This is a genomic window from Alkaliphilus peptidifermentans DSM 18978 (genome assembly GCF_900101495.1).
GTDB classification, from domain to species: domain Bacteria; phylum Bacillota; class Clostridia; order Peptostreptococcales; family Natronincolaceae; genus Alkaliphilus_C; species Alkaliphilus_C peptidifermentans.
Genome location: NZ_FMUS01000005.1, coordinates 183,579 through 198,157, shown reverse-complemented (window position 1 = coordinate 198,157; position 14,579 = coordinate 183,579). Strand labels below are relative to the sequence as shown.

The window sequence follows — 14,579 nt, the reverse complement described above, 5'->3', positions numbered from 1 at the left end:
ATGAGAAGACGCATAAGGATGATTTACTGGAAGCAGTGGAAGAAAATCAAAACGAAATTCACAAATCTAAAGAAGCTTGGTATCGCCGAAGGCAAAGCTTGGGAATTTGCAAACACAAGAAAGAGCTACTGGCGAACAGCCAATAGCCCAATTCTAAATAAATCTCTTACTAACCAAAGGTTATCAGACCTAGGTTATCTATTCTTCTTTAATTACTATCAACAAGCATGTGTAAACTAAAGAACCGCCGTATACCGAACGGTACGTACGGTGGTGTGAGAGGTCGGTAGATAAAATAATTATCTACCTCCTACTCGATTCACCAAAAAAAGGTATGATACACACCACTAGTTTATCAAAAAAATGATAGGTTGGCAAGAAAAATTATGAAAAAAGAAGGAAAAAAGATATTGATGGCTTTGAGGGTTTGCTTAAGTATTACATTGTCCATATAATGATTTGGTTAATTTCGATTTATTATATACAATTGTCTTACATTCAGCAAAGGAGGATTATTAGGATGGATGCTAAAAAACACCCCAGCTTCAAAAAAGAAACCCAGCACTTAAAGGAAATAAGAGAATGGGTTGTTAAAGAAAAATATTCTCTTGAAGATTATGAGGAGGTCTTGAAGGAGGAAATTACATCTATTAGAAAAACAGTATCTCATCTTCATGATGAAAGGCTTCTTGCAAAGCAGCTACTAAGTCAATATACAGAAAGGGATATAAAAAATCTTAAAAGAGCAGAGGAAGCTCCTTACTTTGGTCGTATAGACTTCCAAGAATATAATCGTGACGAAATTGAAGAAATATACATTGGTAAGCACGGGTTACATGATAAAGATAAGGACTTGCCTATTGTTGTGGATTGGAGAGCTCCTGTAGCAGATATATACTACAGTGGACACAGTAAAGATGTAGAGTATAGGGCACCTATGGGAGAAATAAAAGGGACATTACATCTTAAGAGAAGATATGAAATAGAAAAGGGAGAGTTAAATGCTATCTATGATGAAAAAACCTCGGAAGGTATTATTGAAGATAGTCTGAAGGGAAAAGGTGATTTTTTAATCGAAGCCCTTGATAAAAACACAAGTGGACGATTAAAGGAAATTGTAGCAACCATACAGGATCAGCAAAACAGTATTATCAGAAGTGATATGCTGAGGCCATTGGTTGTTCAAGGCGTGGCAGGTAGCGGGAAAACTACTATTGCTTTACATAGAATGGCTTATCTAATATATAACAATCGTAAAAATATTGAAAATGCCAACTATATGGTTATGGCACCCAATAAGCTGTTTTTAGATTATATTGCTGATATATTACCAGATTTGGGAGTTGAAAATGTTATACAAACTACCTTCGAGGACTGGGCACTTGATCTAATTGATAGGAAAATCAATATACAAGATAAAACCGATAAATTGAATCAAATATTCTTCAACTCCAATAATAGTGCAATTATACCAATAATTGCAAAAATCAAAGGTGCACTACTTTTTAAAAGAGTTATAGATACACATATGAAAAAGCTAGAGTTAAATCTAATACCACCAAAAGATATAGTGTGGGAAGGTTTAGTATTACTGAAATACCAGCAAATTCAAGAGGTTTTCATGACCAGTAACCTGCATCTTTCTTATAGTCAACGACTTGCTAAAATAGCAGAATACCTAAAAATAAAGCTTAAAAGAGATATTAATGAACTAGAAGAGAAAATAGGAGAATTGTATAGTGCTAAAATGAAAGATATAAAAAACAGAATATTAGATGAAGTACAGCTTAAAAAAAACATAATAAGCCTATATGATGAAAGAGATTTAAAGTTAAAAAGAATTATAAAAGAAATACCTTCTATAGTGGAGGAATATATGAAGGGGTCGGTTAAATTAGATCATGTGGAATTCTATATTAACATTTTTAATGAAGAAAAAGAAATGAAAAGGGCTTTTGAAGATAAGGTGGAAGATTTTCATACTATTTATGAGCATATGCATAGAGGATTAAAGGAAAAAAGATTCGAGATTGATGACCTAACAGCCTTAGCATATATTAAAATCAAGCTGTTAGGTTTAGAAAACAGCAATAGGTATACACATATTGTAGTGGATGAGGCTCAAGATTTTGATGAGTTTAGAATGAGTCTACTGAGAGAATTTGTTATTAATGATTCCTTTACATTTGTTGGTGACCTATCACAAGGGATATATGATTTTAGAGGTATTAATAACTGGAGTAGATCTATGGAGAGGGTTTTTGAAGGGAAAGCATATCATTTTCATCTTCTAACCACCAGCTATCGATCAACAATAGAAATAGTTAATCTAGCAAATGGGGTTATTAAAGAATGTAAAGAACTTAATCCTGTTATGGCTCAACCAGTTTTTCGACATGGTTTAAAGCCTTCATTGCTTAAGTGTAAAAATCAAGGAGAAATGATAAAAGAGATAGTTAAAGGTATTGAGGAACTTCGTCAAAATAACATGAAATCACTTGCAGTTATATGTAAAGATTTAACTGAGACCTTAAAGGTTTATGGATTATTAAAGGATACTATTGAAGATATTAATTTATTAACAGATGATAACATGACCTTCACAAATGGAACAGTTGTAATACCATCGTATTTATCAAAAGGTTTAGAATTTGACTGTGCTTTTCTATGGAATGTCAATAATGAAGTCTATACAATGAATACAATGGATATAAAGCTTCTTTATGTAGGAATAACAAGAGCTCTCCACAGGGTCAATATATATTATGAAGGGAATGTATCACCCATATTAAATGGGGTACATGAATTAGTTATTAGTAATTGAGGAAAAAAAAGACATATAGATAAAAACATGCGGCTTACTTTACGAGGTAAGCCGCATCTTGCCTTTAAACAGTGTTAAAATATTAGCTTTTCTACATATTAATATTATTTTAAGCTCTTACTTTGAATCTGTTTTTTCCAAGCATGCATACCTAAAGATACTCCAATTACACCATAGGCAACAAATGCTCTGAAATATTCTCCTAATTGTGCATCACCAAAAAGATTTCTACCAGCTAAAGGTGATACTATAAATATTGTATGGAAGAGGATAGTACCCAACAGTGCCTGACCTATAGTAGCCTTAGTTACCGATGCACCACCTATTAGTATAGCAGCAATAGAGAACATACCTATATTTTCATGACTTCCGTAGGTGCTTAAGGTACCTAGGTTCTGAAGATAGATAATTTGACCCCATGCAGCTAAAACTGTAGATATAACTATCGCTATTACACGAACTCTGTTGGCATCTATTCCAGAGATTTTTGCAATATGCATGTCTTGACCAACTGTTCTGAAATCTTGACCCATCTTGGTTTTTGTAATAAATACATTGAATAAGCAAAGTGCTCCAATAATAAGGAAGGTTACTATTGGTATAGTAATATCATTAAACATTTTGTTAGTTCTAAGTATGTTACTACTTCTAAATAACCAAGGGCTATATATTATTGAAAGACTCCATAGAGTAGTTAAACTGAAGGCTACTAAAGCAATTATAGTTTTTGTTTTATTATAATTAAGCTTAGGAGCTTTTCTATTGTTGATATACCTATATAAATTAACGCCTACAAACAATATACTTACTAATAATAGGGAAACAGGGAAGGATAACCTAATAATATTATCTAAACCATATCTCAAGTTATTAGCTAAATCTACAGTAACTCTAACCCCAACCCCTGAACTTAGAATCAGATCTTGATTATTCATTGGTATTACTGATCCAACTAAAATTAGGAAAATAAATTGGTAGATACCATTCGCAAAGAAACCTAGAATCATACTTGTAATCATTTCTTGACCTTTAGTTTTATTCAAAAGCTTACCGGTTAAATAACCAAATATCAAGGCTAATGGTGCTGCTATTAGGGCAGCTAATATAATCCCTTGCCAGCTGACAAAACCCCAATGGACTACCATAATAATTGCCATTTGTCCTGCCATTGCTCCTAATACTATAGCAAAGTTAAGCCCCATTCCTGCTAATACAGGAATTATTAATGCCAAGACTAAAAATCCATTTCTTGCAACTCTACTGATCAAATCATTAACGAAGAAGGGTAGAGTAAGACCAGAGAATCTAAAACCTAAATAGCCTATGATTACGAATAGTATGGTAACCATATTATTTATTAAGAAATCTTTGATGTCATTTTTCATAATTGATTTTGTATTTGTTTTAACTTGTTGTTCCAATTTACTCACCTCCGTCAACTTGGGTTAAGGCATAGAGAATTATTCCATTGGTAACTATTAATCTAGTAATTTCCGCTAAGCTTCCTGTAGTCATAACTGTGTTAGCTACTGGCAGCGCTATAACCAATAACCCTTGAAAAAGGAAGGTTCCAATAATTACGTGTGATATTTTTGCGTTTTTTATATTTGCACCACCTATAAGTACTGCCGCTACTGCAGCAAATCCCATAAACATTGGTGCTTGATATAATTGTAAAAATCCGTAGCTTTGAGAATAAACAATTATCCCCACAGCACCTAAAATAGTTGATAAAACTGAACCCATTATTCTATAATTATCTACATTTAAACCAGTCGCAACAGCAAAATTAGGATTAGCACCAACTGTTTTCATTGCAATACCAGTTTTGCTTCTTAATACCAACCACATAATAAAACATGATAAAAGAAAAAACAAAATAAGACCAGTAGGGAATCTAAAAGAACCTATGTTAAATGCTCCCCAATTGTTCAATACATCTCTAAATCTACCATCAAGAGATATAGTAGTTCTAAGGCCTGGCCCCATTGGCCATGTTATTTCAGGACTTTTAAAGGGCAAAACCATCCAACCTATACTCATTAAGAATACAGCAGAAAAGCCTGCATAGGTTGCCACCATCATCTCTGAGCCTTTAACCTTATTTAATAGCCATCCATAGCACCATCCAATCAGTGCAGCTAAAGGTAATGCCACCAATATAGCAGCTATAAAGGCTGGAAAGCCTACTAAATCTAACTCTATACTGACTATGGCTCCTATTAATCCACATAATATGCCAAGTGGAAGCCCAAAGTTAAGTCCAATACCACTTATTATTGCAGGGACCATTGCAAGTACTAAAATACCATGCATTCCTAAACGAACAACAACATCTGTCATTAAACCACCAAAAGGTATTCCCAATATAACAGAAACACATACTAAAAATAAAAAGAAGAGGGTTATAATTAATCTAGGTAAACCCATTGCTTTATAATATACTGCTATCTTTTCACTCATTATTACTGACCTCCTCACCCACAAGCTTTTTATATTCTCCTGCCATCATTAATCCAAAGTCAGCATCGCTATCATCAGGCTTTAATATACCTTCTAATTTACCTTCACAGATTATAGCAATTCGGTCACAAACAGATCGAAGCTCAGCCAATTCACTGGAAGTCATAATAATAGTCATACCTAGTTCTTCATTGAGCTTAACTAAAGTATCTAAAACTAGTTTTTTTGCACCTATGTCTATACCTCTTGTTGGCTCTGAAACAAAAAGGATGTTAGGCTCTAAAGTTAAGGCTCTTGCAATACAAACTTTTTGTTGGTTTCCTCCACTAAGTCTTCTAGTAATTTGATCTACTCCTGTACAACGAATATCAAGCTCCTTTTTAAAACCTAAAGCATGATTTCTTATTCCAGTAGTATCTAATTGAGTAAAGGGTCCGTATTTTTTAAGGAACTTATCATTATTTTGCATAGCTGTTACAGCTATATTTAACTCTATAGAGGTATCTAAAAGCAAGCCTACACCTCTTCTATCTTCAGAAACAAAGGCTAAGCCCTTTGCAATAGATTCCTTAGGATTATTAAGCTTTAATGTGGTATCATTATTAATAACAACCTCACCTGATGAAGGATAAAGACCCATAATACCATTGGCAATACCGATTTTACCCTGACCAGCCAATCCACCGATACCAATGATTTCGCCCTTGAATATATCTAAGTCTATACCTTTTACCTCTTCACCAGGCATAGCTACTTTTAAGTCTTTAATTTTCATTACTACTGAAGATTTATCCACATTAACCTTTCTTTCAACCTTTTCTATTTCACGACCAACCATTAACTGAGCCAATTCTACTAAGTTTGTTTCTTCCTTTTTACGGTTTGCAACCATCTGGCCATCACGAAGGACTGTGATATTGTCGGCTATCTCCATTACTTCGTCTAATCTGTGGGTTATAAAGAGAATAGCAATTCCAGAGTCAGAAATTAACTTCATAGCCTGCAATAGATTTTTCGCTTCACTTTCAGTTAAAACTGCAGTTGGTTCATCAAAAACTAGAATTTTTAAGTTTTCCTTATCAATTTCTCTAGCAATTTCTACAAATTGCATATAACCAACTGGAAGTCCAGCAATTTTAGTCCATTCATCAATGCCAATATCTAAGGATTTAATGGCTTTTTTTGCGTCCTTATCCATTTGAACAAAATCTAATGTTTCAAGCTTATTACCTAAAACTCGGCTTATTGGATTTGGTTTTGTAATTTCTCTATTAAGCTTAATGTTTTCTGTTATTGTATATCCTGGAATAAGCATAAACTCCTGGTGAACCATGCCTATGCCTTCCTTCATTGCTTTGAAGGGTGAATTAATATCTACCTTTGAACCATCTATTAATACTTCCCCTTCAAATCCTCCTGTAGAATGGATAACTGGCATTCCAAACAGAATATTCATCAAGGTTGATTTACCGGCACCATTTTCCCCTAAAATAGCATGTATTTCACCAGCTTTAATAGAAAGGTTTATGTCCTTTAAAACCCTAGTACCATAGTAGACCTTACCAATATTATTCATTTCCAAAACGATCTTGTCCCTGTCCAATTTTTCAGCCTCCTTTTTCGTTGCTACAATACCTATATTTAATAAATACAAGGTTGCAAATTTCGCAACCTTATATTTATTTTCATGAATTTTTTTAAAAACTATTATTAATTAAAATATAATATGGTCTGATAAGAATAGGAAGTAGTTATCAGTATTACCATACTCAGTTATTTGTACAGACTGTCCTGAAGCTTCTTCTAATTTTTGTTGAAGAACTGCCTTGTCAACTCTACCATTAGTTTCACCTTCTAAGAAGGCTCTAGCATACTCAACACCTGCTTCAATAAATAGCATATTTACAGGAACTGGCCAAGTAGCAACTCTTCCAGATGCTCCCATTTCAGTAACCTTTTTACCGATTTCATCGATAATAAAATCAAGATCCCCTTGCTTGTCACTAGGCACGCTGATACCTAATGCAGCTGGCATTGCATGGTAAGGAGATGGACAACATTGAACTGGGAATATACCACCATTAACAATTGTTTGTCTAATTAAAGGCTCCATCATTGAGCAGTTTGTAGCAAACATAGCTGTATCTTCACCGTATTCAGCAATTTTTCTTGGAACGTCTTCTGAAATAAACTGCTGTGTTCCTGGTACTCCTGCGTCACCAGTTGGGTCTGGAGCATCTGCTTCAACAAATAGCATTCCAAGCTCTTCGGCCTTTGCTTTCATTTTATCTCTTCTTACTGCTAAGAACTCAATTGACATATGTCTTGGGAATGTGTAATGAACTAATGTTTTTGCTCCTAAGTCATAAGCATGTTGAGCAATTTGCTCGCCTCTTGCAAGATCATCTGTGTTTAGTACGATATCCCCTTTAGTAGCGATTACATCTTGATCTTCCTGTGGAGAACCTAATATAAACAGCATATCTGGTCTCACTTCTCTAACTCTATCTACTGCTGCAGCTGCGCCAGGAACTGATTGAACCATAATGATAGCCTTAACGTCAGGATCTGCTGCCATTGCCATCATGTTAGTGATAGTAGTTTCTTGCTCCTGCATGAATCTGTCTGGATATGTAGTAATAAGAATCATATCCTCACCATATTTAGCTCTCATTTGTTCAGCCATTCTATACTCTTCTTCGTTTTGAGAAACGGTGCCTGTCATAATACCAATTTTATAGGCAGTTGATTCCTCATCACCACCATTACCTTCTGGAGCAGTAGCAGGTTGACCACATGCTGCTAAACTAATAACCATTAGTAAGGCTAATGTAATAATTAATGCCTTCTTCATCATAAATTTTCCCCCTTAAATGTTTTTTAAAAATGTTTAAAAATTTAAATATTCCCCCCTTTGCTAAAGGATGAATTTTCCGAAAACAGTAATTGTTTCAGAAAATTTTAAATTGATAAACACTACTTATAATTATATTATTAGTTATAAATGGAAAGCAAGTTAAATTTATGGATTGGTAGGGACATAAACTCGTAAAAAAATATTAATATAGTTTACAAAATTGTAACAACTTATCAAATTCACTGATATATCAACGCTAGGAATTTTTTGTAAAATTTAAAAAAAATTAATATTTAAAAAAAGATTAATGAATGTTTAATAGAAGAATGTGGTAAAATTAAAGTTGAATCGATAAGATTAATAAAAGAGGTGTAAATTGTGAACATAGAAATTGGCAAAGTAAATTCAATGATAATCAATAGAATAACAGAGGAAACTGTCTACCTAAAAGTCAGCAGAGAAAGTAAAGATGAGGTAAAACTTAATAAAAAGGAGTTATTAGAGGATAAAAATGTGGGAGACATGGTGGATGTATTTGTCTATCGTGATTCAGAGGATAGAATAACAGCAACTACAAAAAAACCCTTGGGAGAAGTTGGGCAAATAGTTTACCTTAGAGTTGTGGACATTACTCCTATTGGGGCCTTCATGGATTGGGGTTTAGAGAAGGACCTTTTTCTTCCCAAACGAGAGCAAACAACTGGCCTAGTTAAAAATAGCGGATATTTAGTTAAAATATATTTGGACAAGAGTATGAGGCTATGTGCCTCAATGAGGCTTGATGACCAACTGAAGTCTGGGGGGGACTTTAGCCCCGGTGAAATGGTAAAAGGGACAGTATATGGATTAAACCCAAGATTAGGTGTATTTGTTGCTGTTGATAACAAATATTATGGTTTTGTACATCAAACTGAAAATTATAAAGGCTATAAAATTGGCGATCAGGACACTTTTAGAGTGGTTAAGGAGAGGGAAGATGGAAGAATTAATCTATCTACAAGAAAGCTTGCTTATCAACAAATAGATGAGGATGCAAATGAAATAGTAAAGAATATAATTAGAAATAGAGGCTTTTTACCTTTGAATGATAAAAGCACACCAGAAGAAATTAAACAATATATGAATATGAGTAAAAATGCCTTCAAAAGAGCTGTAGGTAAGCTGTTAAAGGAAAAGATAGTAACACAAGAGGATAATGGAATGAAATTTGTTAAGAATGATTATAAGGATGATAATTATTAGTCATCAGCTGCTTTCATTATTTCGTTGGAACTCTAATTAGATTAATATGTATATATAAACCGTAGGATTTATAAGCCTATGGTTTTTATATCTTTTGAAACATTGAAATTTATTTAGAGTTACGAGATAATATTTATAAATATATTATTGAGGGGGTTATTCTTTTGAAAAGGATTTTTAATGATGATTTCATCAATTATAAGTTTTTATCTGGTGTTAAATATTCTCCAGATGGAAAAAATGCTTGTTTTGTGCTGCATGAAGCCCACATGGAGGAAAACTGCTATAACTCAAATCTTTGGATTTATAAAGAAGGAGAGGATCGTTATTTTCAACTAACCTCAAATAACAAAGAAAAATCGTTTTTATGGTTAGATAATGAAACCATTCTATTCGAAGGGAGTAGGAATCCAAAGGATAAAGAAAAAAAGGAAGCTGGAGAAGAGTTATCACGATTCTATAGAATAAATATTTATGGTGGTGAAGCGTTAGAAGCTTTTGTTATTCCCTATAAAATAACTAGTTTTAAGCATATAAAGGATAGTGTATATCTATTTACTGCCACCTTTAATCCTAATAAAAAACCCCTACATACTTTGCATAAAGAAGACAAGGAAAAGGAAGTAAGATTAATAAAAGAAGAAAAAGACTATGAAGGTATAGACGAAATACCTTTTTGGAGTAATGGTGAAGGATATACAAATAAAAATAGAAATCGTTTATACATGTATGACTCAAGTGATGAGAAAATTATAGCCATAACTGATGAAACAGTAGATGTTGAAGATTACCAGATAGATAATAATAAAGATAAAGTAATTATTACAGCCAGTAATTTTTTAAATAAAAGAGAAGTAAAAAATCATTTGCTTATCTGGAGTCCTTCTTCTAATGCAGTTAAGAGAATTGTTTCAGATGAGGCATTCCAATATGGAACTGGATACTTCATTTCTGAAGACACAATTATTTGTACCGGAAGTGATATGAAGGAATATGGTCTTAACCAAAACAGTAAATTTTACTTAATCAATATAAATACAGAGGAAAAATCCTGTATCACACCAAAGTTTGACATTAGCACTTGGAACTCAGTGGGGTCAGATTGCAGGTATGGAGCCTCATCTACATCCCAAATTAATGGTAATCTATTGTATTTTATCACCACTGAAGGTGATAGCTCATTTTTGAATACTATAGATCAGGAAGGTGATATTCAACAAATATCCACAGCTAAAGGGTCAATAGATGGTTTTGATGCATATGGCGATAAAATACTATTTATAGGACTAAGAGAACAACATCTTCAAGAGCTTTATCGACTTGATAAGGGTACAGAAGAAAGAATAACATGCTTTAATGAAGAACCATTGAAGGGCAAATATGTTGCAAAACCAGAGTTAATTAGAGTAACAACAGCCCCAGGAGTTGAAATGGATGGCTGGGTTATAAAGCCTATAAATTTCAATGAAAATATAAAATATCCAGCCATATTAAATATACATGGTGGACCTAAAACTGTATATGGAGAGGTATTTCATCATGAGATGCAGTACTGGGCTAGTGAAGGATACGTTGTGTTCTTCTGTAATCCTAGGGGTAGTGATGGGAAAGGAAATGAATTTGCAGATATAAGAGGAAAGTACGGTACAATAGATTATGAGGATATTATGAAATTTACAGATGCTGTGTTGGAAAAGTGTTCGTATATTGATAAAGAAAAGATAGGTGTTACAGGAGGCTCATATGGTGGCTTTATGACCAATTGGATTATAGGACATACCGATAGATTTAAGGCTGCTGTATCCCAAAGAGGAATATCTAATTGGACTACCATGTTTACTACTTCTGATATTGGCTATTATTTTGAATCTGACCAAATAGCTGCCACACCTTGGAAAAATCATGACAAGCTATGGTGGCATTCTCCCTTAAAGTATGCAGATAAGGTTAAGACGCCTACATTATTTATTCACTCAGAGGAGGATTATAGATGCTGGTGGGTGGAAGCTATACAGATGTTTACTGCATTGAAATATCATAATATTGAGTCTCGCTTATATATGTTTAGAGGAGAAAATCATGAGTTAAGTAGAAGTGGTAAACCTAAACATAGAAGCAGAAGATTAAAAGAAATAACTGACTGGTTTAATAGGTATTTAAAATAATATAATTATATCTATATATTAATTAATACCAGTTTATAGTGTTCTATTTAGCTTTACATAATAATAATTATAGAATATAATGTAAATAATTGAATAACCAGCTAGGGGTGCCCAATGGGGCTGAGAAGGTAAATTACCTAACCCTCTGAACCTGATGTAGTTTATACTACCGTAGGGAAGCCTAATAATTTATATTGATTGCTAAAAGCTCACTATTAGGTGGGCTTTTTTTATTGCTTTTTAGATTTCAGCAATAAAGCTACATATTTAATTAGGCTAGTATCATATCATTAAAATTTGATAAAGGAGAGGATTAAATGAGTTATACTACACAAATGGATGCAGCTAAAAAAGGAATTATAACAAAAGAAATGGAAATAGTAGCACAAAAGGAAAATATGGATGTTAAGAAGCTAATGGCATTGATAGCAGAGGGAAAAATTGCTATACCAGCTAATAAAAATCATAAAAACATTAATCCCGATGGTATTGGACAGGGTTTAAGAACAAAGATAAATGTAAACCTTGGAATATCAAAGGATTGTCCAAACATTGATGTGGAGTTGGAAAAGGTTAAGGTTGCCCTTGATATGAAGGTGGAAGCAATTATGGATTTAAGTTCCTTTGGAAAGACAGAGGAATTTAGAAGAAAGCTAATTGATATGTCACCAGCGATGATTGGAACAGTGCCAATATATGATGCGGTAGGCTTTTATGATAAGGAGCTAAAGGATATTACAGCTGAAGAATTTCTTGATGTTGTTGAAAAGCATGGTAAGGATGGAGTGGATTTTGTAACTATACATGCTGGCATTAACAAAGAAACAGCTGAAGTATTTAAGCGAAATAAACGCATTACCAATATTGTATCTAGAGGTGGATCTTTACTTTATGCATGGATGGAGTTAAATCAACAAGAGAATCCATTTTTTCAGCATTATGATAAGCTATTGGATATATGTGAAAAATATGATATTACAATAAGCCTTGGAGATGCATGCCGACCAGGTAGTATTAATGATGCTACAGATGCATGTCAAATTAAAGAATTAATGGTATTAGGAGAACTTACCTTAAGGGCGTGGGAGCGGAATGTGCAGGTAATGATCGAAGGACCAGGACATATGGCTATAAATGAAATAGAGGCAAATATGCTGTTGGAGAAAAAGCTTTGTCATGGGGCACCTTTTTATGTATTGGGGCCAATTGTAACTGATATAGCCCCAGGATACGATCATATTACCAGTGCCATAGGTGGTGCGATTGCTGCCAGTCACGGAGCAGATTTTCTTTGCTATGTAACTCCAGCAGAGCATCTAAGATTGCCAAACCTAGATGATATGAAGGAGGGAATTATAGCTTCAAAAATTGCTGCCCATGCAGGTGATATTGCAAAAAACGTCAATGGAGCAAGGGAATGGGATAATGAAATGAGTCGGCGACGACAGAAATTAGACTGGGAAGGTATGTTTAAGTTAGCTATTGATCCAGAGAAGGCAAGAAGATACCGTAGAGAATCTATGCCTGAACATGCTGATAGTTGTACAATGTGTGGTAAAATGTGCTCTATGAGAAACATGAATAAAATAATGGAAGGTAAAGATATTAATATATTAAGGGAAGATTAACTTTTATGGGCCGACAGGATAGTCGGCCCTACTTTAATATTAAAAGCAATGAGCAATGAGTAATGAATAATTATGGTTGAAATTTGCTTGCAAATTTCTATTCTCTTAACTCTTAACTCTTAACTCTTAACTTTTATTTTTTTAGTTTCTTTTCATTCAACATTGAACACTCAACATTCAACATTCATTTGTCAACGCTTAACTTATAATGTCTTTTAAACTTTGTCCCTCTGATATTGCCTTCATAACTTCACTGATATTTTTATAGTGAGTATTAGCACTATACACTCTTTGGAAGCGTTGCTTTGCTAAACTGGTTTTACCAAGATAAGTATAGGCAACCCCCATATGATAGTGTGAATCAATAAATGGTACATCCATGCTTTGTCTTTTGCCAACACCAGCTTGAAATGCTTGAATAGCAGATTCGTATTGACTCAAGTTCATAAAGCAAAGTCCCTTAAAATAGTTTTTCCATAGCCTAAAATCAATTTCACCTGTATTATTGGGCAAGCTTTCGGTAATTAATAATGCTAGTTTAGGGTTATCATTTTCCAATGAAAGAAAAATAGCATTAGCCTTTGGAGACCAATATGTTATAGAATCCAATTCAGCAGGATTTATCTTATTAAAAAAAATGGTATATACTTTGTATGCTTCACCGGTTCGTTCTAGCTCCAGTAAACACTCTGCCTTGACAAGCTGCAACGAATAATTAGCCTTTGGATGCTTTAATACTTCATTAAGAGATTCAATCGCTTTTTCATAGTTTTTGCTATTATAATACTTATAGGCATTTTTGTAGGCTATTAAAGCTGGACTGGCTTTTTTTCTCCATAAATGAACTATATAAATCAATAAACCACCAACAAAAAAAAGCATTGGATAAAGAAAACTACTAAAAATCAAAAGAATACCTAATAATCCAATGACCGACTGTATTGGGTATACATTTGCTTTTAATTCCGATGGTATATCACGTTTAAAAAAAGAATGGGCTGTATTCTTTTCAACTATTTCGATCTTTTGGTTCTCCTTCTTTTTACCTTTTATAGGAAGAGGAATGTTTTTTGTATAAGATAAGCCTGTATTACCTAAAGAAGCAGTAGTTTTTATACCCTTTCTATTTGCATTAATACGAATTTTGCCTAAACCGCTATTAATAACAGGCCCATTTTTTCCTAAATTTATCTTTATATCTTTACCTAAGTGAATTGTCTTGTTGAAACGCAATCCCATAATAAACCTCCTTAGCCTCATAAGTTTTTTACATATATATACATTATAGTCTTGTAGTAGGTAAAAATCAAATGGTGGGAATGTAGTATGCTTTAATAGTATAGAGTAGACAAAAGAAGGAGCATTGTATAGAATATATTTGTAATTACAGTATTATTAAT

The 14,579-nt window shown here is 33.5% G+C and carries 9 protein-coding genes, 1 pseudogene and 1 riboswitch; of the genes and pseudogenes, 5 read left to right on the top strand and 5 right to left on the bottom strand.

All coding sequences use genetic code 11. The annotated features are described in order from the left end of the window. A pseudogene (locus BLP68_RS05850) lies at nucleotides 1-240 on the top strand (hypothetical protein); the annotation flags it as partial. A gap of 280 nt (nucleotides 241-520) precedes the next feature. After that, complete coding sequence (gene helD, locus BLP68_RS05845) at nucleotides 521-2,824, top strand: RNA polymerase recycling motor HelD (RefSeq protein WP_176758884.1); 2,304 nt, start codon at nucleotides 521-523, stop codon at nucleotides 2,822-2,824. A gap of 104 nt (nucleotides 2,825-2,928) precedes the next feature. Here the strand turns inward: helD and BLP68_RS05840 are convergent, their stop codons facing one another. From BLP68_RS05840 to BLP68_RS05825, 4 genes are all read right to left on the bottom strand, one after another. Then, the gene (locus BLP68_RS05840) at nucleotides 2,929-4,245 is read right to left on the bottom strand and encodes an ABC transporter permease subunit (RefSeq protein ID WP_242876918.1); all 1,317 of its coding nucleotides are present in this window, start codon (nucleotides 4,243-4,245) and stop codon (nucleotides 2,929-2,931) included. Nucleotide 4,246: 1 nt separating this feature from the next. Continuing rightward, nucleotides 4,247-5,287: an ABC transporter permease subunit gene (locus BLP68_RS05835; RefSeq protein ID WP_091541116.1), complete on the bottom strand. Its 1,041-nt coding sequence runs from the start codon at nucleotides 5,285-5,287 to the stop codon at nucleotides 4,247-4,249. Then, complete coding sequence (locus BLP68_RS05830) at nucleotides 5,280-6,890, bottom strand: sugar ABC transporter ATP-binding protein (protein WP_330389091.1); 1,611 nt, start codon at nucleotides 6,888-6,890, stop codon at nucleotides 5,280-5,282. Before BLP68_RS05830 ends, BLP68_RS05835 begins: the two co-directional genes overlap by 8 nt. 111 nt (nucleotides 6,891-7,001) lie before the next feature. Next, complete coding sequence (locus BLP68_RS05825) at nucleotides 7,002-8,144, bottom strand: DUF3798 domain-containing protein (RefSeq protein WP_091541115.1); 1,143 nt, start codon at nucleotides 8,142-8,144, stop codon at nucleotides 7,002-7,004. Nucleotides 8,145-8,522: 378 nt separating this feature from the next. Between BLP68_RS05825 and BLP68_RS05820 the strand changes: the two genes are divergently transcribed. The 3 genes from BLP68_RS05820 (at nucleotide 8,523) to thiC (ending at nucleotide 13,179) form a co-directional block, all read left to right on the top strand. Next, a complete protein-coding gene (locus BLP68_RS05820) occupies nucleotides 8,523-9,386 on the top strand; it encodes a CvfB family protein (RefSeq protein ID WP_091541112.1) in 864 nt (287 codons plus the stop codon). A gap of 164 nt (nucleotides 9,387-9,550) precedes the next feature. Continuing rightward, nucleotides 9,551-11,551, top strand: coding sequence for an alpha/beta hydrolase family protein (locus tag BLP68_RS05815; protein WP_091541111.1), 2,001 nt, complete (start codon nucleotides 9,551-9,553; stop codon nucleotides 11,549-11,551). Nucleotides 11,552-11,644: 93 nt separating this feature from the next. After that, a riboswitch (TPP riboswitch) is annotated at nucleotides 11,645-11,746 on the top strand. A 122-nt stretch (nucleotides 11,747-11,868) separates the two neighbouring features. Beyond that, nucleotides 11,869-13,179: a phosphomethylpyrimidine synthase ThiC gene (gene thiC / locus BLP68_RS05810; RefSeq protein ID WP_091541108.1), complete on the top strand. Its 1,311-nt coding sequence runs from the start codon at nucleotides 11,869-11,871 to the stop codon at nucleotides 13,177-13,179. A gap of 198 nt (nucleotides 13,180-13,377) precedes the next feature. Here thiC and BLP68_RS05805 read toward each other — a convergent pair whose 3' ends face one another. Continuing rightward, on the bottom strand, nucleotides 13,378-14,418 hold the full coding sequence (locus BLP68_RS05805; protein WP_176758883.1) for a DUF4236 domain-containing protein: 1,041 nt from the start codon (nucleotides 14,416-14,418) through the stop codon (nucleotides 13,378-13,380). Between the last annotated feature and the right edge of the window lie 161 nt (nucleotides 14,419-14,579).

Coding starts and splice junctions, on each gene's coding strand:
- BLP68_RS05835 (WP_091541116.1), bottom strand. CDS start 5,287: ATGAGTGAAAAGATAGCAGTATATTATAAAGCAATGGGTTTACCTAGA.
- BLP68_RS05805 (WP_176758883.1), bottom strand. CDS start 14,418: ATGGGATTGCGTTTCAACAAGACAATTCACTTAGGTAAAGATATAAAG.
- BLP68_RS05825 (WP_091541115.1), bottom strand. CDS start 8,144: ATGATGAAGAAGGCATTAATTATTACATTAGCCTTACTAATGGTTATT.
- helD (WP_176758884.1), top strand. CDS start 521: ATGGATGCTAAAAAACACCCCAGCTTCAAAAAAGAAACCCAGCACTTA.
- thiC (WP_091541108.1), top strand. CDS start 11,869: ATGAGTTATACTACACAAATGGATGCAGCTAAAAAAGGAATTATAACA.